Here is a 25656-nt window from a genome sequence, read left to right as displayed (position 1 = left end):
TCTTTCATTTCAGACATATCTTCCTTCATTGCATTTATTTCTTGTTTTACTTCAGACATGTTTTCCTTAACTGCATTTATCTCTTCTTTCATTTCAGACATATCTTCCTTCATTGCATTTATTTCTTGTTTTACTTCAGACATATCTTTCTTAACTACATTCATCTCTTCTTTCATTTCAGACATATCTTCCTTCATTTCATTTACTTCTTGTTTTACTTCAGACATATCTTCCTTTAGCACAATTATCTCTTCTTTCATTTCAGACATGTCTTCCTTTAGTAAGTTTATTTCTTTTTTCACTTCAGATATATCTTCTTTCATCAAACTCATATCTTGCTTTACTTCAGACATATCACTTTTCATACTACCTACATCTTTATTTATAATATGTAATAATTCTAAAATCTTATCTTCCACTTACATCACCATCCCTACTAATTATTATAACATTTTATATAAATGCTATACAATGTTAACATATATATAGAAAATAGTTATTCAAAATTTAATTGACAAAAATTACATACTGAATTACTTCAAAAAATAATTAATTAGGAGATAAATATAATGACAACTAAATAAAGGATACCATTATAATAATAGTACCCTTCATTTCTATATAAATTCTTATTTTTTTAAATTAGTTTTTATAAAATATCCTATACATTTAATTCTGAACATGAAATTTTTCTTCCAAGTGCTTTTGGTTTACAAACTGATATACAAAGACCACAATATCTACACTCTTCTTCATTTAATTCCATCTTATCGTTCAATTTTCTCGCTTGATATGCACAGACTCTCTCACACATCTTACATTTAGTACATTTTTCTTCATCATAAGTAAATTCAAAACTAAGTCTTTCATTTACATCTCCCATATGATTATGTACTATACCACAAGCATTTTCTATAGTATTATATCCTAATCTATTAAGATTAGATTTTAAATCATCATGTATTTTAGATATTACTTGAGCACCTTTTAAGATTACTACTGAACATATACCAACAAAGTCAGCGCCTGCCATAATCATTTCTAAGGCATCATCTCCACTTACACATCCACCTAACCCAATTATTGGTATATTAACTTGTTTTTTTATTTCATATATTCTTTGTAAAGTTATTGACTTGATAGTCTCACCACTTAAATACCCTATTCCATTTCCACCTAATAAAGGTTGCCCAGTTTCTATATCTATTCTAAATGCTGGTCCTACAGAATCACAAGCAGTTATTGCATCCGCTCCTGCTTCTTCTAATTTTTTAGCAAAATCTCCTATTTCATCTATCATAGGAGGAAGCTTGACTATTACTGGTATATTTACTCTTTCTTTTGCATCTTTAAGCATTGGTATCAAATCTCTATAGTCATAAGATACTAATTCAATAAAGTCAGCTCCTGCATTTGCAACTTTCTCTACTAATTCACTGCTTTCTTCGATTGTATGACCTACTGAAGCTATACAGACAGTTCCATCTTTTTTCATTTGTGGTATTTCAAAATCTATCCATTGCTCTGGCTCAAAATCTGTCCATTTCTCATTATTTAAAAGAGCATTAGCTGTATTTCTGACCATATGTGGTGCTGGATTTATAGCTCTTTCTTTTCTTATAGTCTTAGTAACAACTGCCCCTGCTCCTGCATCACTTAATATCTTACATCCAGCTGCACTATATGTTAATGGGCCTGAACCTATTATAAGTGGTGATTTTAATTCTTTACCTAAAAAATTATACATTATCTGCTTCCCCTTTTCATATATATTTACATTCATTAAAATTTCCAAAATTCACAAGCAACTTCTTTCATTTCTTTAACAATAGATTTTTTATCTAAATCAACTAACTGTTTTTCTTTTAAAATATGTCTACCATCTATATATACATTTGATATAAACTCTTTTTTACCTTGAACTACTATCTGGTCAAATATATTATCAAGAGTAACAGGAGTTTTAAATTCATCTTCCATAACTATTATATCAGCCTTATTACCAACTACTATTTTACCAGATTTTTGAAGCCCTAATACATGAGCACCATGCTCTGTTGCCATCTTAAATATTAAATTTGCTGGCATTACAGATGCATCTTCTTCAACTGATTTATGCATTAAAAATGCACCTCTCATAACTTCAAAGAAATCATTTATATATCCGTCTGTACCAAGTGCTACTTTTATTCCTTTTTTAATCATTTTTGGTACTGGAGAAAAACCTCCACCTACTTCACAGTTGCTAAGAGGCATATGAACCACTTTTACACCCTTTTCTTTTAATACTTCTATTTCTTCATCATTTATTTTTACACACTGAGATGCCAATACAGTTTCATCTAATATTTCTAAATCATTATAATAATCAACTGCTTTTTTACCAAAATGTTTTTCAGCATAATTTGGTTCATATATACTTTCACATAAATGGAATTGCATTGGTGCATCTAATTTTTTTGCATCTTCTTTAGCTTTTTTAATAAATTTATCTGAACATGTGAAACTTGTATGAGTACACATTATTCCATTTATTAACTTGCTATTTTCTCTACTCCACTTTATTAAATTAGCATTTTCATCTAGACACCTAATTCCATTTTCATAACTTATTCTCTCGCAACTTTCTAGAGATAAAATCGCTTTCATACCTATTTCTTCTAGTATTTTACCTTGCTCAATTAAAGTTCCTTCTTCTGTGTTTGGAGCTTCTAGAGTATCACAAAATGCTACTACACCAGATTCTATAAGTTCTATTGCTGATGCTTTAGTTGTGGCCTTTACTTCTTTTAATCCTATTCTATTTTCTATAAATGGCCACCAATAATCATTTAAGAAACCTTCAAAATCAGTAAAATGTACATTTGCTGGTATTCCTCTAGAAAGAACTCCATATTGATGCATATGACCATTGATAAATCCTGGCATTACTATAGCATCTGATTTATCTATTATTTCCTCAATATTTTTATACTTTATTTCAACTTCTTCATTTGGCAACATATCTTTTATAATGTCATTTTCTACTACAACAGCATAATTTGTATATATTTCATCAGCCGAAGATATTAAGTATTTACTTTTTATAGCAATCATTTATTTACCTCCCTGATTTAATTCTTTCATAGCCATGTAAACTTTCTCAGAAGTTATAGGAAGTTCTCTTATACGAACCCCTGTGGCATTATATATTGCATTCGCTATTGCTGGTGCAGGTGTATGAATAACTATTTCTCCTAAAGATTTAGCTCCATATGGGCCTGTCGGTTCATAATTATCTACAAAGTCAACTAATATATTTCCTATATCTTTTTTTGTTGGAACTTTGTATTGTAATAAATTAGAAGTCTGAAGTTTTCCATCAGAACCATGTCTAGGGTCTTCATACATTGCAAGCCCTATACCTTGAGTTACTCCGCCTTCAACTTGTATTCTAGCAAGTGCAGGATTCATAACTGTACCACAATCAGTAGAACAAGCATAATTTATTACTTTAAACTCTCCTGTTGTTTTGTCTAATTCAATCTCAGCAAATCCTGCTAAGAATGGCTTAGCACTCTCTTGTATGCCATAAGATTCAGATGAATATAGAACCTCTTGATTTCCTCCACCAACAGATTCTCTTCCTAGTTCACTTAATAAAACAAACTTATCTACATCTTCACTATAGCAAACCCTATCTTCATATAATATTAAATCATCTATTGGTAAATCTAACTTTTTCTGTGCTACTTTTAATATCTTTTGTTTTAAACTTTCAGCAGATTTGATTGTAGCATTTCCAGTTACATAAGTAGTACAAGAAGCATATGCACCAGTATCGTATGGACACATATCTGTATCTCCTGTATAAACAGAAATTCTGTCAATAGATGTATTCAATGCTTTTGCAGCTATTTGTGCAAGTATTGTGTCAGAACCAGTTCCTAAGTCTGAAGACCCAGAAAACAACTTATAAGTTCCATCTTCATCCATTCTCATATTTACTATTGCCATATCTATGTTAGCTATACCAGAACCATGAGTTCCCACAGACATTCCAACAGCTCTTACCTTATTATTTCCAATCTCTCTAACAGGATATTTTTCATCCCATCCAATAAGCTTTTTACCTCTAATTATACATTCATCAAGTGCACAACTTCTTATTGGAAAATGCATTATTCCGCCTTCAGTTTTCTTTTTTATAATATTTTTCAACTTTATTTCTGTTGGGTCCATATTAAGTTTATGTGCTAATTCGTCAATTGCACAATCAAGTGCAAATGTACCTTGAGTTGCTCCGTATCCTCTTAACGCTCCCCCTGGAACTAAATTAGTATATACGGTTCTTCCATCAAATTTTATTGCGGGTACATTATTATATGTTGGAAGTACATTATGTCCTGATTCAGAACAAACTGAAGGTCCATTGTCACCATAAGCACCTGTGTTATTTAATGCTTTCATATCTATAGCTTTTATATTTCCTTCTTTATCTGACCCAATCTTTATGTCAAAAAACATCTGATGTCTAGTGTTAGTCATTGCAAAAGTTTCTTCCCTAGTATAGATAAGTTTTGCTGGTCTTTTCGTCATCCAAGTTACAAATGATGCATATATCTCTGTTACAGCTATGTTTTTTCCACCAAAGCCTCCACCTATTCTTGGTTTTATTACTCTTACTTTTGAAAGAGGTATTCCCAATGCTCTAGAAACCTGTCTTCTCATATGATAAGCTGATTGATTTGCAGAAGTTACTACTAATCTACCATTTGTATCTATATACGTATAAGCTCTATGAGTCTCCATCATACAATGTGCTTGTGATTGAGTCATATAAGATTGTTCTATTATTACATCACTCTCTTTAAACTCTTTTTCTACATCTCCTTTGCCCATTTTCTCTCTCGATACTATATTTTTTGTAGCATCCAATCCAAAATCAAATGGACAAAATAAATCTTCCTCTTCATGTATTAAAATTTTATTTCCTTCCGATTCCCTTGCATCCAATATTGGAGTCATTACTTCATATTCAACTTTTATAAGTTTCATAGCTTTAATAGCAGCCCTTTCATCTTCAGCAGCTATTATAGCAACTTCATCTCCTACATATCTAACTATATCTTCAAGTATTAACTGGTCATGAGGTGATGCTTCTGGATATGACTCTCCAACCATTGAATATCTATAATTTGGCACATCCTTGTAAGTGAATATATCTACTACACCTTTTACTTTTAATGCATTTTTTATATCGATGTTTTTTATCTTCGCAAAAGCATGTGGACTTCTAAGAAGCTTAATAGTTAAAACATCTTTATGAAAAATTAAATCTTCTGTATATATTGGTTTGCCAGTAACAATGGCTTCGCTATCTATTTTTCTTACCTCTTTATTTACCATCACACTCACCTCCAATACTATTATACATTCTCACTACTAAAGCTTTTGCCATGTCTTTTCTATATTCTTTGCTTCCTCTTATATTACTTCCAAATGAAAGTTCTTCACTTGATACTTCTCCAGCTTTTTCTATATCATTTTCTAAGCTTAGTATTTCACTTGCTTTATATGCAATTTTTGCTCTTCTTGGTCTAGCCCCTATTGCAATTTTATAAGTACTTCCTTCTTTTAACATTGCTCCATTTAATACTGAAAAGTCACCTGTACATTTTCTTATAGAATCAAATACAGCTATAGCATCCTTTTTAGGTAATATAACTTCTATTAATATATCTTTTTCAAGCTCACTTTCTAAAAAATCAGCTAAGTTCATAACCCCTTTTTTATATAACTTAACCTTTGCATCTACTACTAGTAATGAAGGTATTAAATCTGAAAATCCATACTTAGCAAATACACTAGCTCCTACTCTAGCTCCACTTCTAAATTGAACTCCTACTATATTAGAAACAGCGTTTGAAATTACTCCATTACAGTAATTTTTAATAACCTTATTTAATTCTAAAGTTCTTAAACTTGTATCTGCTCCAATTAATATGCTATCATCAGTTTCATTTATATAGTCCAAAGCTAAGTCTTTTAAATCTATTGCTGAACCAATATTTTTACTACCTAGTTTTAAAAATCCACAGCCTCCAAGTATTATGTTGTTTTTTCTTGATATTAGCAGTTCATAAGCTTCATCTAAACTTTTTGGAACTACATATTCCTTTATAGTTATCATATTCTCTCCCCATATCAATTTAATTTTCACTTAAAACTTAAGTGTTCAAATATTTATGTATTGCTCTTAATTGCCCTTTATATCCAGTACATCTACAAAGGTTACCATTTACATAATCTATAACTTCTTCTTCTGTTGGATTTTGAAGCTCTCTTTTCATAGCCAAGACCATCATTATAAATCCAGGAGCACAAAATCCACATTGGTCAGCTCCTTCATCTGCAAGAAAATCCCCAAATTTCTTTGCTTCATCCAAGACACCTTCAAGTGTTGTGATGTGTTGACCATCTACTCTAGCAGTAAGATAATTACAAGAAAGCACTGCCTTGTCATTTACCATTACTGTACATAAGCCACATGAGCCAGTATCACATCCTTTTTTAACACTTACATATCCATTTTCTCTTAGTGTATCTGCTAAAAATTCATCTGGTCTTATACTTAATTCTTTTTCTTTGTTATTTATGGTACATTTGATAATCAAATAAATCACCTCAAAACTCATATTTTTAAGCTAAAGTTTTTATTATACTTATTCAGGAATAAGTCACATTTATTAATAAAGACTATTCCATTTATGACCTTCCATTCTATTCTTTATAGTTCCTCTTACACAAAGTCTCTCAGCTGTATCTTGAGCATCTTTTAATGCTTTCTCTTCATCAGCTGTTAAGATTTTTGAATTTTCCATTATTATATTTCCATCTACTATAACACTCTCTATATTTTTCATACTAGAAGAATATACTAATGTAGATACTGGATTATGCATAGGTATTGCTTTTGGTGAAAGCATTGGGTTGAATATTAGTAAATCTGCTTTTTTACCTATCTCTAATGAACCTATCTCATCTTCCATTCCAATAGCTCTTGCTCCATCTATAGTTGCTAACTCAAGAACTTTTTCTGCTGACATTGCTAATGGGTCACACTTATTAACTTTATGTTGAAGTGCTGTTAATTTCATAAGCTCAAGCATATCTTGAGAGTTATTACTAGCAGCTCCATCTACTCCCAAACTAACTGTTATTCCTTTTTTAAGCATTTCTGGTACTGGTGCAACACCTGAAGATAAGTACATATTACTTGCTGTATTATGAGATACTTTCATGTCATATTTTTTAGTAAATTCCATATCCTTTTCAGTTAAATACACACAATGTACCATAAGCACATTTGGCCCTAGTATTCCTAATTTTTCTAAAACATCTATGTCATATTGCCCATGCAATTCTTTTGCTGCTTCTCTATCAAAAGGAGTTTCTGATATATGTACTGTAAATAAAGCATCATCATATTCTTTTACTACTCTCCATAGCATCTCAAGCATTTCTTGAGAATTTGACCATATTGCTGCTGGAGCTACTCCTATTTTGATTCTTCCATTTGCTGTATTATGGTGTTTTTCAAATAATCTTCTTACATCTTTTTCAACCGTTTCTACATCTTGCATTATTCCAGGATGAACTCCAAATTGAGCTCCTGTATTCATACATCCTCTTCCAAGTATTCCTCTTATTCCTAATTCTTTATAAGCATCTATTATTCCATCACAAAGACCTGGCTTACTGTGAGGATACATATAGTCAACCATTGTTGTTATACCACTTCTAAGACCTTCAATACATCCAAGCATTGCAGCATCATAAGTATCTTTTGGTTCTAAATAGTTAGCTGCTGGAAACGTCATAGTTTCTAGCCAATCTTTAAGTACCATATCATCTCCTAGCCCTTTTAATAAAGTTTGGAATAAATGATTATGTGTATTTATAAAGCCTGGGAATAGGACTTTGCCTTTAGCATCTATTACCTTTTTAACATCTGTATATTTACTTTCTATTTCTTTGGAGTTCCCAATATCTGCAATCTTGTTATCTTTTACTACTAATGCCCCATCAAAAATAACTTCTCTATCTTTATTCACAGTTACTATTATGGCATTCTTAATAAGTATATCTATCATTCTTATTTCCCCCCGCATTATTTAGTAATTTTTCTTTTAATATATTGTCCTGCTGGCTGTTCTTTAACATTACAACTTTGTACTACATGGTTTCCTCTCAAAAATACATCTTCAACTTTACATTTAATTTTGAACCCCTCATATGGAGTATAATCTACATTTTGTTTTTGAGTTTTATAACTAATTGTTTCTTCTTTATTAGTATTTAAAATGACTATATCTGCATCACTTCCGACAGCTATCTCACCTTTTTTAGGATACATCCCAAATATTTTAGCAGCATTTGTGGAAGTAACTTCTACAAATTTATTTACACTTATTCTATTTTCTAAGACTCCATATGTATATAAAAGAGGTAGTCTATGTTCAACACCAGGTGCTCCATTTGGTATCTTACTAAAGTCATCAATTCCCAAGTCTTTTTGCCCCTTAAAATTAAATGAACAATGGTCTGTGCCAACTGTTTGAATATCTCCATTAGCCAATCCTTCCCAAAGATAATTTATATCTTCTTTTTTTCTTAAAGGAGGAGACATTACATATTTAGCACCCTCAAATCCATCCTTATCATATAAATTGTCTTCTAGTAATAGATACTGTGGACATGTTTCTACTATCATATCTATATTTTTTTCTCTAGCTATTTTTACAGTTTCAAGAGACTCTTTACAACTTAGATGGACTACATAGGATTTTGAATTTGATAATTTAGTTATATCAGCAAGTCTTGAAACAGACTCTTTCTCAACTATATTAGGTCTTGTAAGTGGATGATATTTTGGATTTAAATTACCATTTTGTATATTTTCTTCTATCAATACATCTAGTAAATCTCCATTTTCACAATGAAATCCAACTATACACCCTAAATCTTTAGCTTTTTTTAAAAGCTTGTATATTGTTCCATCATCTACTTTCATGCCATCGTATGCCATATACATCTTAAATGATACAATTCCATCTGAAATAAGCTTTTCCATATGATTAAATGTATCTTTATCTAAGCATGTAATTGTCATATGAAATCCATAATCACAATAACAATTTCCACTTGCTTTTTCATGATATGTTTCCACACCTTGCAGTAGATTTTCACCTCTACTGGCTTCTGCAAAATCTAATATGGTAGTAGTTCCTCCAGCTATAGCTGCTCTTGTCCCTGTTTCAAAATTATCAGCAGTTACAATAGAACCTGCATTCATATCAAAATGAGTATGAGTATCTATTCCACCAGGAATTATAATTTTTCCTGTAGCATCAATAACCTTATCATCATTTATTTCTAAATCATTTCCTATTTCAACTATCTTTTCATCTTCTATCCTTAAATCACTTACATAAGTCTTATCAGAGGTAATTATAGTTCCACCTCTTAGTATTGTTCCCATATATACCTCCTAACTTTTAAGCTTTAAAGTATTTTCTAAATATTATAATCTTATTTAAATATAATTGTATTTTCTAAAGGTGCTATATTCAGCACCTCTAGACTATATTTAAATAATTTATTGTGAACTAAATATTATTTTCCATATACAGATTTTAATATTCCATAGTAACCTTCTGTTCCTATAAATAATTGTTCTTGCTCTATATACTCATCTATTGTGTGAGCAAGATTTTCTTTAGAAGGACCAAATCCTATAGTTTTTATTCCAGCCTCACCTGCATAATGGCTTCCATTTGTACAGAATGAGTATTGAGTTATTTCTGAATCTATTCCAGCCTCTTTTAATCCTTTATATGCTGCTTGAACAAATTCATCATCTTCATCATATAACCATCCTGGGAAGAATCTTTCACTCTCTATAGTATTTCCTGTATAGCAATCAGCTTTTTCAACTGCATAAGAAACTTTTGCAGTTAATTCTGGGTCTTCTTTCATCATTTCATCTAATAATGCTTGTATTGGAGCTAATACTCCTTCTCTTGTTTCTCCAACTAATAATCTTCTGTCAAAAGTTGCTTTACAGTAATCTGGCACTACTGAAGCTCCTGGATATGGAGAAGATTTTATATCTGTTAAAACTAGTATTCCATCACCTAAAACTGGGTGAGTTGGAGGTACTAATTGTTGTATCTTTTGGATTACATTAGCCATTTTATAAACTGCATTTACACCTTTTTCTGGATTAGCAGAGTGAGCTGGTTTACCAAAAGTTTCTACTACTATTTCCCCTCTACCTCTTTGACCAATCTTTAAGTTTAATTCTGAAGATTCACCTATTACAACATAATCAGGCTTAACAGCCTTACTTATTTCTCTAGCTGAAACTCCTTCAAATATTTCTTCATGAACAACTCCTGCTACATACAATTCACCTTCAAAGTCTTTGTTAGTATCTTTTGCAAAGTATGCAACTGCTGCCATCATTGCTGTATACTGCCCCTTCATATCAGAAGTTCCTCTACCATATATTTTTCCATCTACTATTCTTCCTTCAAAAGGAGGAACACTCCACTTACTTGCATCTGGAACTGGAACTGTGTCTATATGTCCATCAAATAATATTTTTTTACCTGGTTTGTTTCCTTTTATACATCCTACTATATTTCCATATCTATCTCTTGACCAACTATCAAAACCTAATTTTTCAAAAGACTCCTCTATTGCTTTTACAACACCTTCTTCATTTCCAGAAGAACTAGGATTTTGAATTAATTTTTGGCATATTTCAGTTACTTCTTGTTTTCTTTGTTCGTTTAACATTTCATTATCCCCCTAGATTTTTTATAATGTACGTATTTTATATGTTATATATTTTCTAAATTTTAGAATTTATATATCTTCTAAATATGTAAATCAGTATTTAATAATGATATTTTAATCATTACTTATATACTTGGATACTCACCATCCCAAACTATACTTCTATATTTATCAGGGTCAGTATCTCCTTCTGTACTTATTAAAAGTATTCTTGAGTTTTCATCTAATTTCAAATCTTTTCTTAAATCTGCTAAATCTTCTCTTTCCATAGCTGCTACTAAAAGACCAGTTGTAACTGCTCCAGACTCTCCAGAGATTACTTTTTCGTCACCATTTAAAGGATTTCCCAATGTTCTCATACCTTTAGCAGAAACCCAGTCTGGTGCTGAAACGAATGCTGCTGCATGGTTTTTTAATACCTCAAATCCTATAGTATTTGGTTCCCCACAAGCAAGCCCTGCCATTATAGTTGGCATATCTCCACCTACAAATCTTGGTTTTCCATCTCCTGCTTCTGCTGATTTATAGTAACAATCTGCTTCATCAGCCTCTACTACTACTGTTATTGGACATTCATCATATATTGAAGCAACATATCCTTGAACTGCACCAGCAAGTGAACCAACTCCAGCTTGCACAAATACATGCGTTGGTCTGTCTACTCCATATTCTTTTAATTGTTCTATAGCTTCTTGAGCCATAGTTCCATATCCTTGCATTATCCATGCTGGTATTTCTTCATATCCGTCCCATGCTGTATCTTGAACCATTACACCATGGTCATCAGCTTCTGCATATTCATTAGCTAACCTTACTGCATCATCATAATTTAGGTCTGTTATACTAGCATCTGCACCTTCTCCTTTGATTTTATTTAATCTAAATTCAGAAGAACCTTTTGGCATTAATACGACAGATTTTTGACCTAATTTATTAGCTGTCCAAGCAACTCCTCTACCATGATTTCCATCTGTAGCTGTAAAGAAAGTGATTTCTCCTAATTGTTCTTTTATTTCTTTTGAAATTAATTTTTCATATCCTAACTCTGATATATCTGTATCTAATCTTTGAGCTAAGTATTTACCCATAGAGTAAGAACCACCCAAAACTTTAAATGCATTTAATCCAAATCTGTAAGATTCATCCTTTACATATACTCCTGCAACACCTAATTTTTTTGCTAAACCTTCTAGGTTTGCTAATGGAGTTTCTTTATACTGAGGAAAGCTTTTATGGAAGTTTCTAACCTTAGTTATTTCTTCTTCATTTAAAAATTTGATACAATTTTCCTTATCGCCCTTTGGTAGATTGTTTACTTTCCATTTAATTTCTTTTAGCATCTAAAATACCTCCAAATTATTGTTAAATTTTTATACTTTATATATTAGCAATTAACATGCCAACACTTAACATATATCGAATATTTTTCTATAGCTATTCAGCATAGAATTTGCAATACTTTCAACTTTTTTTACCTTTATCTATTGGATTATCTAATGTATATAGAATTTGATAATAAAAAAACCTTTTTATCTTCTCACTTTTTAATTCTCATTTTTAAAATTTAAAAATTAATACTTAAAAGCTATTCCTTATGTATTTTTTGACATATAAACCTATAAAAAGTTTAATAAAAGACATAAAATAATGATGTAATATTTTATTACATCATTATTTTTTATTGAGTGAATAGTAAAAATCCGAGTTACTATTTAATTCTTGTGACGTTTTATCATTACATGCCCTTAGCATAAACGAGCACAATATAATAATAATGAAAAAAATTACTTTTTTAATATTCTTACTCTCTCTTTGGATTATTACATATTAGGCCAATTCATTTTAGCACTCTAGTGAAGTATCTCTATAGTCCAAAACTAGCCTGTATAAATGTCAAATGTCCAAAGAGATTGGTGAACTCTTTTTAATGGTCTCTAAGAGGTGATTTTTCATCTTTTTTAACATTCAATTCTTCTTTTACAACATTCCATTTTTCAAGACCAAACTTAGAAACCATAACAGCTTCTGCAGCACCTTTTCCAAGTCTTCTTACAGTGTCCATACCTGTTTCGTCCTCTTGAGCACCTTTTGCTTTTCCATCTTTACTCCATATTGTACCACCTATATAGCATCCTCCTAAACCTCCAGATACTAACATTTCATGCATTAGGAAGAAATTTATTATAGGAAGTTTTGTCAATTCTTGACCACCATATCTAGTTCCACCAGTAGTTATAGCTGCCCCAATCTTATTTTGAAGTTTTCCTGGATGAACTAAATACATTGGGCGAAGTCTATTAAATACTGCTGTAAGTTGAGCAGTTATATTCATATCATAAACTGGAGAACCCACTATAATTCCATCTGCTTCCAATATTTTTTGTTCTAATTCTTGTATGTCATCTTTTATGATACACATAGTTTCTTTTCTTATACATGCATCACAATGAACACAAGGGCTTATTTTTTTCCCTCTAACTGACCAATACTCAGTTTCTATACCAGGTATAGTTTCTGCTTCTTTCAAAGCTTCTAATATTGCATATTCTGTTGCTCCTTTACGTGGACTTCCACAAATACCTAATATCTTTGCCATAACAATGTCTCCTCATCAAATAAATCTATTTTTATTATTCATTTACAAATACAATAAATTGTTATTTATACTCTAACTTCTATTATTTTAATTTTATTGGTAATGAATGTATTTCTACATTAGTTGCATTATATACTGCATTTACAACAGCTGGTGCAACTGGTACAACAGCACACTCCCCAATACTCTTACCACCAAAAGGTCCAGCTTTTTCATAACTATCTACAAATGCAACTTGACACTTTGGCATATCTACAGTTCTAAATAATTTATATGTTTTAAAATCAGTAGCCTTAGGTCTACCTTGCTCATCAAATGCCAACTCTTCACTCAATGCGTATCCTAGACCCATATGAATTCCACCTTCTAATTGACCCTCTAAATTTAGAGGATTTATAACTCTACCAACATCATGTACAGCTACAAAATCAACTACTTTTATATCCTTAGTTTCTTTATCTACTAAAACTTCAGCAAAATGTACACCATAAGAAGTAAGTCCAGCTGGTGAAGAATAGTCTTCAACAACAGTTAACTCTCTTAATGACTTACTTTGACTATATACTGCAACATCAGAAAGTGATGCTTTTATATTTTCATCAAGTTTACTAATTACATATCCATTGTCCAGATACAACTCTTCTTTTGATGTTTCAAGCAATTTTTCTGCTTCTTCTAATATTAATGTTTTTAATTTTTCTGCTGTCTTTTTAGCTCCTCCACCTTCTACAAATACACCTCTACTTGCATAATCTCCAAGATTAAATGTACATGCATCAGTATCAGTTTCAAATGTATCAACTTTATCAGGTGTTATTCCTAAAACTTCAGCTACCATCATTGTTTGCATAGTTACAACACCATTACCCATATCATGTGCTCCTGTAAGTAGTGTCAATGTACCATCTTCATTTAATTTAAGAGTCAATGTAACAACATCTCTATGTGCACCGAAAACTCCATTACCATGTGCACCTATTGCCATACCTATACCTCTTAAATATTTTCCTTCTTCTTTAGGAAGTTTTTTCTTTTCATCCCACTTAAACATTTTCTTACCTTGTTCTATACAATCCAATACTCTAGGATTTCCAAGAGAACCATGGAAAATTATATCAACATCATCTGGCTCTACAGCATTTTTATTTTGGAAATCAACTAAATCCATACCTATTTCTTTAGCTATTTTCGCAAATTGAGCTTGTTGAGCCATAAATATTTGAGGTGAACCATAACCTCTCATAGCTCCTGCTATTGGTGTATTTGTATATACAGGCATTCCAGTAAACTTTATATTTGGTATTTTATAAACTTTAAATACTTTATGGCTAAGTGCACCTATAACATTTAAAGCACTTGATGCATATGCACCTGTATTTGTATATATTTTTATATCTTGTGCTATTACTTCTCCATCTTTATTTACACCAGTTTTTAATTTTACAAAAGACCCATGACGAGTTCTTGTTGATATCATAGACTCTTTTCTTGTAAGAACCATTTTAACTGGTCTTCTAGTCATTTTTGATAGTGCTGCTGCTACTGGTTCAATTGTAAGTTCTAATTTTCCACCAAATGAACCTCCAATAGCAGGTCTTATAACTCTTACTTTGTTTAATGACATCCCAAAAATTTGAGATAGTATTATTCTAAATCCAAATGTATTTTGACAAGGTGTATGTACAGTTAATTTATCATTATAATCATAGTGTGCAATTACACTATGAGTCTCTATTGCACTATGATGTATTGCTGGAGTAGAGTATTCATCTTCAAATATATAATCACATTCTTTGAAGCCTTTTTCTACATCTCCTCCATTTATATTATTTTGTGAAACTATGTTTGAATCTCCATGTATGCATATAGCATCTTCTTTTATTGCATCCTGTATAGTAAATACAGCTGGTAACTCTTCATACTCCACTTTTATAAGTTTTACAGCTTTTTCTGCTATTTCTGGTGTTTCTGCTGCAACTGCTGCAACACGGTCACCAACAAATCTAACTGTATCTGAAAAAACAACTTCATTTTCAGGTATATTGTGCTCATAAAATCTTAAAGAACCATTGTATTTTCTTTGTGATGTGTTGAGATGAGTAGCTATAGCTCTAACTCCTACTACTTTCTCAGCTTCACTTGTATCTATACTTTTTATTTTTGCATGTGCTACAGGGCTTAAAAGCATTTTAGCATAAAGTACATTTTGTGGTTTTATATCAGCTACATATTTCATTTGACCAGTAACTTTTAAAGCTGCATCCTTCAGAGGGTATGATTTTCCTATTACTTTTTCCATAATTATCTACCCCCTAATCTAGCTGAAGATAATTTTACAGCTTCTATAATTTTCACATATCCTGTACATCTACAGAGATTTTCTTTAAAAGCCTCTCTAATTTCATCTTCATTAGGAGATGCATTTCTATTTAAAAGAGCTTGTGTTGTTATAATCATACCAGGAGTACAATATCCACATTGTACAGCTCCAACTTCTATAAAAGCTTCTTGTATTGGATGAAGATTTTCTCCATTAGCAAAACTTTCTATAGTGTATATAACTTTACCTTCGCAGTTTTTTGCAAGAAGTTTACAAGATTTCATGTCAACTCCATCTATCAAAACTTTACATGCTCCACAACTGCCACTATTACAACCTTGTTTCGCTCCAGTTAGATTTAATTTTTCACGAAGTACATGCAAAAGAGTTTCATTCTTTTCAACTTCTATTTCATACATGTAATCATTAATATTTAATTTTATTTTTTCCATTTTCTCCTCCTACAGATAAACTAATGTTGTAATAGAATATTATTACAATCTTATTTTAATATTAGTATAAGCTATTCCACTTATGTCCTTCCATTCTATTAGTTACATTAGCTCTCTTACATAATTCTTCTGCTGCATGTTGTGCATTTAATAATACTTGTTCTTCACTTTCAATTGTAGTTACTTTTCCATTTTCAAGTATTATGTTTCCATCAACTAGAACACTCTCTACATTGTGCATGCTAGCTGAATATACCAAAGTTGATACAGGATTGTGAAGAGGTATTGATTTTGGAGAAAGCATTGAGTTAAATATTACCAAGTCAGCTTTTTTTCCAATCTCCAAAGAACCTATTTCATCTTCCATTCTAAGAGTTCTTGCTCCCTCTATTGTAGCCATTTCAAGAACTTTCTCTGCAGAAATTGCAAGAGGGTCACAATTATTTACTTTATGTTGTAAAGCTGTTAGTTTCATAAGCTCTATCATATCTTGTGCATTGTTACTTGCTGCACCATCAAGACCTAAGCTTACATTTACACCTTTTTTTAACATTTCTGGAACAGGTGCAACACCAGAGGCAAGATACATATTACTTGCTACATTATGAGAAACTTTTATGTCATACTTTTTAAGCATTTCCATGTCTTCATCAGTTATACACACACAATGTACTGCTACAACTTCTGGACCTACTATGCCCCATTTTTCAAGTAATTTTATATCTATTTCTCCATGTATATCTTTTGTTGCTGTTCTTGCAAATTCTGTTTCAGATATATGAACTGTAAAATATGAATCATATTCTTTAACTATATTCCAAAGCATTTTACCCATTTCTTCAGATATAGCCCACATTGAAGAAGGTGCTACACAGATTTTTATTCTTCCATTTTCTGAATTGTGATATTTTTCAAATACCCTTCTTAAATCTTTTTCAACCGTTTCCACATCTTCTATAAGTTCTTTATGAATACCTAAATCTATACAGCCTCTACCTACAACACCTCTTATACCTAAATCTTTATATGCTTTTACGATTCCATCTGTAAGTCTTGGTCTATTGTGAGTATGCATATAATCAACCATTGTAGTTATACCACTTTTTAAACCCTCCATACATCCAAGCATTGCAGCATCATAAGTATCTTGTTCTGTTAAGAATTTTGCTGATGGAAACATCATTGTATTTAGCCACTCATGAAGTGCCATATCATCACCTAGACCTTTTAATAATACCTGGAATAAGTGATTATGAGTATTTATAAAGCCAGGGAATATTACTTTTCCATTAGCATCTATAACTTTTTTAGCGTCGAGATACTTAGGCTCAATATCAACTGTATTTCCTATATCCAATATTCTGTCACCTTGAATAGCTATTGCTCCATCAAATATGACTTCTCTGCCTTTATTAACTGTAACAATTATTGCATTTTTTATCAGTATATCAATCATCTTAAATCCCCCTTTTAATACTTTCATTACAACATTTTATCATATGGTTTTCTTATATCATATCTAATACATTTATCCAATATTTTCCTCAAGGTTTGAAGTAACGTTTTCAGTCTTTTTATTTGACTTTAATTTAAATAATGTTTGAAGTAATACAGCTATTATTGCTCCAGAAACTATACTTGAACCTCCAAGGACAGTTCCAATTGTTGCTGGAAATTGGTCTAAAACTTGTGGAGCAGTTGTAAGACCCATACTTGTTGCTATAGATACACCTGCTATAAGATTGTTTTCTTCAGTGAATCCATCCATACTCATAATAGAGAAACCAGACATTGCTATTGATGAGAATACTACTAAAGTTGCTCCACCAACAACACAAGATGGTATAGTTGTCATTATTGCACCCAATGCTGGAGATATACCTGCTAGTAATAATACAAGTGCACCTAGTGCTATTACAAATCTACTTGTAACTTTATTCATAGATACAATTACTGTATTTTGGCTAAATACTCCAGTTGGAAGAGCCGCAAATAGTGATGAAATTATAGAAGTTATAGAATTTCCTAAAACAACTGATGATAACTCTTCATCAGTTACCTCTCTATCCATTGCTCCTATTGTAGCTATTGTACATGCACCCATCATATCAGCTATACCTATTATGTAAATAATAGTAAACATTACTATTAACTCTGGTCTAAATTCTAATCCAAAAGCTGCTGGTGTTGGTAAAGATACTATAGCTGCTCCTTGAACTGCTGAGAAATCAACTAATCCTAAAACTAAAGATATAGCATAACCTACTAATATTCCTATCAATATTGAAGAATTTTTTACTAGACCTTTACCATATTTATTTATCATTATTATTACAAAAGCAACTATAACTCCTACAATAAAGTTTATTGGACTTCCAAATGTTTGTGCACCCTCTCCTCCTGCTAAATTCTTTATAGCTGTTGTAAATAATCCAAGTCCCATACATGCTATTATAGTTCCAGAAACTATTGGAGTGAATATATGTCTAATTTTCTTAACTCCAAATCCTACAAAGAATACGATTACCCCAGCAGCAATCTGTGCTCCAAATAGAGCAGCTAAACCATCTTTGGCTGCTACTGAAAGACATGCTCCTAAAAATACATAACTCATTCCCATCATTACAGGTAATCTTGAGCCTAATTTAAATCCTTTAAATAAAGGTATTGGATATAATTGTAAAAATGTTGCTAAACCTGCTGCTAACATAGAACCCTGAATCAACATTGTTGCTTGCCCCTGGTTAAGTCCTACCACGTTTGCTATTAATATCGCAGGTACCATATTTCCTACTATCATTGCTAATAGATGTTGTAAAGCTAAAGGTATTGATTCCTTTAGTGGTGGTATCCCATCGACATCATATTTTGAAGTATTACGTGTTTTCATAAAATAAATCCTCCCATACATAAATATCTTGACTAAATATTTTTATAATTATTTTCTATAAATATTTTTATGACCATGAATTTATTGCTCAACCGATGAACACAGCTAAACTGAGCTATTTTTATAAAAAACTAACAAATTTGTAAATATGCCCTCCCCGATTTTCTACTTGAATAAATATTAATTGTCTGGTATATATTTTTTGTTAAATTTTTCATTAAAATGAATAGCTATCAAAAATAATCTAACAATCTCATAATAAATAATTTAAACAAACCTTTCAAATTATTATATTTTAATTAGTATCCTCCATAACAGCTCTTTCTTTAGCTTCATCCTCTAGACTTTTATTTGGTATTATTAGATTTAAAACGAATGCAACTAATGTCGCAATTACTATTGGAGATTCTCCAAATACTAATTTTACAAATGAAGGAAATGCCTCTTGAGCTGCTGGGACTGATGTTATTCCCATGCCTAAAGCAATCGCCAAACCAACAATTGTAATATTTCTTGATGACAACTCTTCTGTAATAATTAACTTTATTCCTGTCATTGTTATCATACTAAATATAGATATTGTCGCTCCCCCTAAAACAGAATATGGTATAGTGGTCATTAATGCACCAAATTTAGGTACAAACCCCGATAATAACATAAATATACCAGCTATTCCAAGCACAAATCTACTTATTACTTTGTTCATAGCTACCATCCCTACATTTTGGCTATATGATGATGGTGGCAAACCTCCAAACAAAGCTCCTATCATAGTACAAAATCCACTTCCTATTACACCACTTGATAATTCTTTATCTGTGATATTCCTATCCATACCTCCTATTGTAGTAGCTGATAAATCCCCAATTGCTTGAACAGCATTGATTATACTTACAATTACTACTGATATTACTACAGGCATATCAAATTTCATTCCAAATTCAAGTGGTTTAGGTACTGCAAACCAAGCTGCCTCTCTAATAGGGTCAAAATTTATTATACCCAAAACTAAAGATACACAATATCCAACTATAATTCCCAAAAATATTGCTGCCAATTTTGCATACCCTTTTGCAAATTGACTAAGACCTATAACTACCACTAGTGTTATAGCTGCTACTGCCCAATTTTGCATAGAGCCATAAGTAGGGCTATTTACGCCACCTGCCATATAATTTATTGCTATAGGATACAAAGATAATCCAATTGTAAAAACTACTGTTCCTGCAACTATATTCGGAAAAAATTTTCTTATCTTTTTTATGAATACTCCTATTAATACTGTAGCTACTCCCCCTATTAATTGTGCACCTAAGATGCTTGCTAATCCATAATTTCCTCCAACCGCTACAAGTGTTGGTACATAAGTAAAACCAACGCCAAAAATTATAGGCAATCTTGAACCAATATTTCCTATTGGATATAGTTGTATAAGAGTTGATATACCAGCTATTATTAATGCATATTGTACTAATAGTGTTATTTGTGTAGGACTAACACCCACAGCTCCTCCTACAACTATAGGTACTGTAACAGTCCCAACTATCATTGCCAATATATGCTGCATTGATAGTGGCAAACACTTTAAAATTGGTGGCCTTCCATCAATATCAAACATCGAAACATTTTTTTGATATTTACTCAAGGTTATCACTCCCAACTATTTTTTAATGACAGTTATTATTATCTCATACAACATCCTTTCTTTTTTTTATTTTGTCATCTCAATTTAATATGAAGCAATTATAATGCCAAATTTTTAACATAATTGTTTTACATATATAATTTTTATTATATTTGTTAGTATTTGATAATTTGATAAAGCATTTATTTTTTTAAATTCTTTCAAATTTTTTTTATTTTTGGATAATAGAAATACTATAACAAAAAAAACACATGGAAAATAATTTTCCATGTGTTTTTTATCAATTTTATAATTTCAAATTTTAGAATTGAGAATAAAAAATCTAATTATTATACATCTATTTTTCTGTACAATGTAGCTAGTGATATTCCAAGTTTTTTAGCAGCTAGCTTTTTAGACTTAGTATCACTTCCATAAAACTTTAACACTTTCTTTATATACGCTCTTTCAAATTCTTCAAGTGTAAGTATGTCTTGTTCCATACTTATTTCATAGTCATTTTCCTCAAACAGTTTTATATTTATATTATTTAGCTTAAAATATTCAATTATTTTTTTGTTTATTATACCTTTATGTATTATTCCATCTTCTTCAAGGAGATTTAAGGCCAACTCTATAGTGTTTTCCAACTCCCTAATATTCCCTGGCCAGGGATATTTAAGCAACATATGCTCTACATCTGGTTCTATATGGTATACATTTTTCTTCATCTTTCTCGAATATTTATCTATAAAATTGTTTATTAATATTTGTATATCATCTCCTCTTTCTCTAAGTGGAGGTACTTCTAAAGGTATTACATTTAATCTATAGTATAAGTCTTCTCTAAATTTATTTTCCTTAACCAGCTCAAATAAATCTCTATTAGTAGCTGATATGATTCTAACATCTATATCAATTAGTTCATTTGAACCTATTCTTGTAAACTTCTTTTCCTGTAATACTCTCAATAGCTTTGATTGTAATTGAATTGGCATATCTCCTATCTCATCTAAAAATACAACTCCTCCATTTGCCAATTCAAATTTACCAATTTTACCTTTTGAATCTGCTCCACTAAAAGCTCCTTTTGTATATCCAAAAAGTTCACTTTCCAGTAGAGGTTCTGGTATAGCAGCACAGTTTATAGCAACGAATGTTTTATTCCCTCTGTTTCCTGCAAGATGAATGGCTCTTGCTATTAACTCTTTTCCAGTGCCACTTTCTCCAGTTATAGCTACAGTAGAATCACTATTTCCAATCTTGCAAATTCTATTTTTAAGTACACGCATTACATCAGACTCTCCAATTATAGAGTCTACAGTTGTTGTCCCCCAAATATTGTATACTTCCATTCCACCATACATTACTGAATCACTGTGTTTGTCCATAAAATATCAACTCCAAATAAGTATTCTATATAATAATCACTTACATTATTTATTTAATTATATCATAACAGAAAAGTTTAGTTATAATTTAATAATATTATTTTATTTTTTAAATAGAGCTTAATAAAAAGTATATCTACCAATTTCAATTTAGTAGATATACTTTTTTAAATTTTTAAGCATCCTGTATTAAATAAGCAATTACAATGCCATACTTTAATATATAAATAATTTTTTTAATTTAAGATTTCTATAAAATTTTTTCTATACATTATAGTTTTTTCCTACATATAAAAGTATTTTTATCATTTTATAAGGTATTTTTATTATTTTTTAAAATTATAATTAAATATTATCTTTTTCAAATCATTCTTTGTGTTTTTTATATCATCTAATCTCACAGTTTTTGCTTCTATAGACTTACCTTTAAATGATTCTGATAATTTCCAAGAACTATAATTTTTATCTTTTTGAATACAAGGATATAATAAAATACATCTTTTTGCACTTTCATATGTTGTTATATATGCATACATCTGATATATATCACTTGACCTATAAAAAACATTTGAATCTACTTCAATAGCTTTCCACTTAGTATCAATTATAATTTCATATTCATTTTTTAAGTCATATAAAACTATATCTGGTCTTAAATTAAAATTTTTCTTCCCTGTTTGTTCATTTTTTAAAAGAAATTTACTCTTATCTTGTATATAGGTCTCTCTAAATGCATTATCCCAGATACTTTTTATTAAAATTCCTATATATTCTTCATACAAAGTATTTATTTCAAATAATATAGAAAATGCCTCTTGATTATTTTCGCTGTTATCCATAGATAAATTTAAAAGTATAAGTCTAGCCAATAAATAACAATCTTTAAATCTATCATTATTTTTATAAAATTTATAATCTAATAGTTTTTTTCTATTTATATAAATTAAATCTACATTTTGAAAATATCTTAAAAGTTTTTTAATCTTGCATTGAATTGAGTTATCATTTATTCTACATAGAATAGATAGACATGCTTTTTTAAGAACTTGATTCAAGAAATTATTTTCACTATATTCATCATACTCACATTTTATTTTCATTGGAGAAATACTTTTTTCTCTTGCATATGTACTTAATAATATTTTACCTCTTATAACATTTGAATTCTCTATTTTATTTATATATTCAAAATGGATTCCTCTCTTAATCTGTGTTTGCATGCTCTCAATAAAATACATAGCAAAAAAATTTAAGAGATTATAATTTTTTAAACTTAATCTTATGTTTTCGTTCATTATAATTGGAATTTTATTACATGTAGAAAGCATTTGTAACAGCATTTCTCTGTCTTTTACAAGATTATCACTTAATGACAATTTAGGAAGTATTTCAAGTATTACATTTTCAAAACATATAACACCTACATAGTTTATGAATCTAAGCTTTTTGTACTTAATATCTATTATGTTACTCTTTAATATACCATTATTATTTTCTAGATATTTAAGTAATTTTTCATATTCAATTTCTGTAAGCTCATTTTCACCATTACCTACTCTTATCCATTCATAAGTTTCTTTAACATATATATTTTTACTCATATATATTTTTTAACTCCTCACTAGATATGTTGTGTTTTATACAGTAATTAATTTTGCTTTCCAATATTGGCGTATTATTACTTTTAAATAATTCAGAAGCTATAAGCTCCTCCTTGTAAACAATATATTTATCTTTTTCATTTCTTCCTATACCACCTAAAATCATACCTACTTTTTCTGAATCATAATAAAAATACTCTTGAAGGAGTGGTATTATCTTCCTTCTAAATACTACTACTATATCATTAATATTTTCTACGCTAAGTAGATAAGCTTGTCCAATTACATGGTCTCTATCATATAAAAACTCTATTCTTTTATTAATTGTATATAACATATTTCTAACATCTATACCATCTATAATAGGCAATAAATCATAATCTGGCATAATTTCTTCAAAATTAAATCTTCTTCTTAAAGCTATGTCTAGGAGTGCGATTGATTTATCTGATGTATTCATAGTTCCAACTATATACAAATTTGGAGGTAAAAAAAATTTTTCTTTTGAATATGGTAGCTTGACAATAGTCTGATTTGGTTTAGTAAGTCTTTTATCCTCTTCCAATAATGTTATTAACTCACCAAAGATTTTAGATATATTACCTCTATTAATTTCATCTATTATTAAAATATAATTTTCCGCTTCTTCAAAATTAAAACTATAATTAGATTCTATATTCTCTAATACTAGCTTCTTTTTTCTAGTTTTTATCTCCTCTAAAGTCAAGCTATGTTTTTCTAATTCAAATTTTAACTTTATTTCAAACTTCAATGCATCGTAACATGCTTCTATAGCTATATCCTTTAATATACCATCTTCTGGCTTAAAATTGCCTTTACCATCAGACTTTAGTCCTTCTATAAATTCCTCATACCCATATGATTGATGAAATGTACAAAATTCTACATTGTTTTTATAATCTGCATAGCTTGTATAATCTCTATTTTTTAAACTGGTTTCATTTACTAGATTATAAGCCATTTGTTTTGTGTTATATGTTTTACCAGTTCCTGGTGGACCATAAAGTATGGTATTTAAAGACATTTTGTTAGTAAACCTCTTTATATACTTTTCAGCTAAACTATTATTTTCAAATACAACCCACGCATTTCCATCTATATTTTCTTTTTCATACTCTATCCACTTTACTGGTAAAAAATATCCGCCTTCCAAAATATTTATTTTCTCTTTATCAAATCCTTCCATAACTTGACATACACCAAATAGGCTTTTCATTGTATGGTCATTTTCACAGATTACCTTCTCGCTATTATATACTAAAATATAATCATCTGTATTTATATTTTTTAGAAATTCTAACTGTTCTGGATTAATAGGCTGAATAAATAATTCTTCATTATCAACACACTTATCTACATTTTTGTAATAATAATTTTTTAAATACCATTTATTATTATCACTTTCTTCTATTCTTTTTCTCAATGATTTCTTATTCTGTAACTTAATAATTTCTAAGTATGCACTAATCTCTCTATCACTTAATTTATAAAATTCACTTGTATATACTTTGCAATTTGAAACTGTATCAAAACTATACATCCACTTTACTGGCAATGTATGTCCTAAAATATGACTTAGTTCATAACCATTTTCAAAGTTTTCTTCAACCATACCAATAGACACACTACATTTAACTTTTTCGTCTATATTTTGATATGCCTTATATAAAAAATAATCTCCTTTTTTAATTAACATAAACTTTTTTATAAAGTCTTTGTCATTACAGTTATCATTAATATATTTTTCTGATTTCTTTCCCATACTAAATACTTTTTTTAAATTTATTTTTATATCAAATCCAAGTGCAATTATACTTTCTTCTCTAAAAATCTGTGGTGTGTCTGTTTCTTGATAAAAAAATTCTTCCATTAACCAATATCCTGTAACTCCTATATTTTCAGACATATATTCTCTC

At 30.1% G+C, this 25656-nt stretch carries 19 protein-coding genes; all 19 read right to left on the bottom strand.

Annotated features, from left to right (window positions below; all coding sequences use genetic code 11):
- Positions 1-419, bottom strand: a 419-nt coding sequence (locus KGF39_RS09725) for a coiled-coil domain-containing protein (protein WP_413927084.1), incomplete at its 3' end; no start/stop codon positions are given.
- Between the two features lie 242 nt (positions 420-661).
- The gene (locus KGF39_RS09720; protein WP_227822157.1) at positions 662-1747 is read right to left on the bottom strand and encodes a dihydroorotate dehydrogenase; all 1086 of its coding nucleotides are present in this window, start codon (positions 1745-1747) and stop codon (positions 662-664) included.
- Between the two features lie 35 nt (positions 1748-1782).
- Positions 1783-3096: an amidohydrolase family protein gene (locus KGF39_RS09715; RefSeq protein WP_227822156.1), complete on the bottom strand. Its 1314-nt coding sequence runs from the start codon at positions 3094-3096 to the stop codon at positions 1783-1785.
- Positions 3097-5388, bottom strand: coding sequence for a molybdopterin cofactor-binding domain-containing protein (locus tag KGF39_RS09710; RefSeq protein ID WP_227822155.1), 2292 nt, complete (start codon positions 5386-5388; stop codon positions 3097-3099).
- A complete protein-coding gene (locus tag KGF39_RS09705; protein WP_054274040.1) occupies positions 5378-6172 on the bottom strand; it encodes an FAD binding domain-containing protein in 795 nt (264 codons plus the stop codon). The genes KGF39_RS09710 and KGF39_RS09705 overlap by 11 nt, the downstream gene beginning before the upstream one ends.
- A 37-nt stretch (positions 6173-6209) precedes the next feature.
- A complete protein-coding gene (locus KGF39_RS09700) occupies positions 6210-6656 on the bottom strand; it encodes a (2Fe-2S)-binding protein (protein ID WP_021384923.1) in 447 nt (148 codons plus the stop codon).
- Positions 6657-6728: 72 nt separating this feature from the next.
- On the bottom strand, positions 6729-8135 hold the full coding sequence (locus tag KGF39_RS09695) for an amidohydrolase (protein WP_227822154.1): 1407 nt from the start codon (positions 8133-8135) through the stop codon (positions 6729-6731).
- Positions 8136-8152: 17 nt separating this feature from the next.
- Positions 8153-9523 (bottom strand): dihydropyrimidinase, encoded by a 1371-nt coding sequence (hydA, locus tag KGF39_RS09690; protein WP_227822153.1) that lies wholly within the window; start codon positions 9521-9523, stop codon positions 8153-8155.
- Between the two features lie 134 nt (positions 9524-9657).
- Complete coding sequence (locus KGF39_RS09685; RefSeq protein WP_227822152.1) at positions 9658-10845, bottom strand: YgeY family selenium metabolism-linked hydrolase; 1188 nt, start codon at positions 10843-10845, stop codon at positions 9658-9660.
- A 125-nt stretch (positions 10846-10970) separates the two neighbouring features.
- Positions 10971-12185, bottom strand: coding sequence for a diaminopropionate ammonia-lyase (gene dpaL / locus KGF39_RS09680; RefSeq protein WP_227822151.1), 1215 nt, complete (start codon positions 12183-12185; stop codon positions 10971-10973).
- Positions 12186-12769: 584 nt separating this feature from the next.
- Positions 12770-13441 (bottom strand): flavodoxin family protein, encoded by a 672-nt coding sequence (locus KGF39_RS09675; RefSeq protein ID WP_054274044.1) that lies wholly within the window; start codon positions 13439-13441, stop codon positions 12770-12772.
- 82 nt (positions 13442-13523) lie between these two features.
- Complete coding sequence (locus KGF39_RS09670; RefSeq protein ID WP_227822150.1) at positions 13524-15740, bottom strand: molybdopterin cofactor-binding domain-containing protein; 2217 nt, start codon at positions 15738-15740, stop codon at positions 13524-13526.
- Positions 15741-15742: 2 nt separating this feature from the next.
- Positions 15743-16213, bottom strand: coding sequence for a (2Fe-2S)-binding protein (locus tag KGF39_RS09665; RefSeq protein ID WP_227822149.1), 471 nt, complete (start codon positions 16211-16213; stop codon positions 15743-15745).
- Positions 16214-16274: 61 nt separating this feature from the next.
- Complete coding sequence (locus KGF39_RS09660) at positions 16275-17669, bottom strand: amidohydrolase (protein WP_227822148.1); 1395 nt, start codon at positions 17667-17669, stop codon at positions 16275-16277.
- Positions 17670-17741: 72 nt separating this feature from the next.
- On the bottom strand, positions 17742-19103 hold the full coding sequence (locus tag KGF39_RS09655) for a solute carrier family 23 protein (protein ID WP_227822147.1): 1362 nt from the start codon (positions 19101-19103) through the stop codon (positions 17742-17744).
- Positions 19104-19398: 295 nt separating this feature from the next.
- Positions 19399-20721 (bottom strand): uracil-xanthine permease family protein, encoded by a 1323-nt coding sequence (locus KGF39_RS09650; protein ID WP_413927085.1) that lies wholly within the window; start codon positions 20719-20721, stop codon positions 19399-19401.
- 356 nt (positions 20722-21077) lie between these two features.
- Positions 21078-22118: a sigma 54-interacting transcriptional regulator gene (locus KGF39_RS09645; protein WP_227822145.1), complete on the bottom strand. Its 1041-nt coding sequence runs from the start codon at positions 22116-22118 to the stop codon at positions 21078-21080.
- Between the two features lie 326 nt (positions 22119-22444).
- On the bottom strand, positions 22445-23719 hold the full coding sequence (locus tag KGF39_RS09640) for an McrC family protein (RefSeq protein WP_227822144.1): 1275 nt from the start codon (positions 23717-23719) through the stop codon (positions 22445-22447).
- A complete protein-coding gene (locus KGF39_RS09635) occupies positions 23712-25646 on the bottom strand; it encodes an AAA family ATPase (RefSeq protein WP_227822143.1) in 1935 nt (644 codons plus the stop codon). The genes KGF39_RS09640 and KGF39_RS09635 overlap by 8 nt, the downstream gene beginning before the upstream one ends.
- Between the last annotated feature and the right edge of the window lie 10 nt (positions 25647-25656).

Source organism: Clostridioides sp. ZZV14-6345 (assembly GCF_020657775.1).
Taxonomy (GTDB): domain Bacteria; phylum Bacillota; class Clostridia; order Peptostreptococcales; family Peptostreptococcaceae; genus Clostridioides; species Clostridioides difficile_D.
This window is presented reverse-complemented; position numbering and strand designations above follow the sequence as displayed.

Excerpts from the sequence above, each read along its gene's own strand:
- KGF39_RS09720 (WP_227822157.1), bottom strand. The coding sequence starts at position 1,747 with ATGTATAATTTTTTAGGTAAAGAATTAAAATCACCACTTATAATAGGT.
- KGF39_RS09715 (WP_227822156.1), bottom strand. The coding sequence starts at position 3,096 with ATGATTGCTATAAAAAGTAAATACTTAATATCTTCGGCTGATGAAATA.
- KGF39_RS09710 (WP_227822155.1), bottom strand. The coding sequence starts at position 5,388 with ATGGTAAATAAAGAGGTAAGAAAAATAGATAGCGAAGCCATTGTTACT.
- KGF39_RS09705 (WP_054274040.1), bottom strand. The coding sequence starts at position 6,172 with ATGATAACTATAAAGGAATATGTAGTTCCAAAAAGTTTAGATGAAGCT.
- KGF39_RS09695 (WP_227822154.1), bottom strand. The coding sequence starts at position 8,135 with ATGATAGATATACTTATTAAGAATGCCATAATAGTAACTGTGAATAAA.
- hydA (WP_227822153.1), bottom strand. The coding sequence starts at position 9,523 with ATGGGAACAATACTAAGAGGTGGAACTATAATTACCTCTGATAAGACT.
- KGF39_RS09685 (WP_227822152.1), bottom strand. The coding sequence starts at position 10,845 with ATGTTAAACGAACAAAGAAAACAAGAAGTAACTGAAATATGCCAAAAA.
- dpaL (WP_227822151.1), bottom strand. The coding sequence starts at position 12,185 with ATGCTAAAAGAAATTAAATGGAAAGTAAACAATCTACCAAAGGGCGAT.
- KGF39_RS09675 (WP_054274044.1), bottom strand. The coding sequence starts at position 13,441 with ATGGCAAAGATATTAGGTATTTGTGGAAGTCCACGTAAAGGAGCAACA.
- KGF39_RS09670 (WP_227822150.1), bottom strand. The coding sequence starts at position 15,740 with ATGGAAAAAGTAATAGGAAAATCATACCCTCTGAAGGATGCAGCTTTA.
- KGF39_RS09665 (WP_227822149.1), bottom strand. The coding sequence starts at position 16,213 with ATGGAAAAAATAAAATTAAATATTAATGATTACATGTATGAAATAGAA.
- KGF39_RS09660 (WP_227822148.1), bottom strand. The coding sequence starts at position 17,669 with ATGATTGATATACTGATAAAAAATGCAATAATTGTTACAGTTAATAAA.
- KGF39_RS09655 (WP_227822147.1), bottom strand. The coding sequence starts at position 19,103 with ATGAAAACACGTAATACTTCAAAATATGATGTCGATGGGATACCACCA.
- KGF39_RS09650 (WP_413927085.1), bottom strand. The coding sequence starts at position 20,721 with ATGTTTGATATTGATGGAAGGCCACCAATTTTAAAGTGTTTGCCACTA.
- KGF39_RS09645 (WP_227822145.1), bottom strand. The coding sequence starts at position 22,118 with ATGGACAAACACAGTGATTCAGTAATGTATGGTGGAATGGAAGTATAC.
- KGF39_RS09640 (WP_227822144.1), bottom strand. The coding sequence starts at position 23,719 with ATGAGTAAAAATATATATGTTAAAGAAACTTATGAATGGATAAGAGTA.
- KGF39_RS09635 (WP_227822143.1), bottom strand. The coding sequence starts at position 25,646 with ATGTCTGAAAATATAGGAGTTACAGGATATTGGTTAATGGAAGAATTT.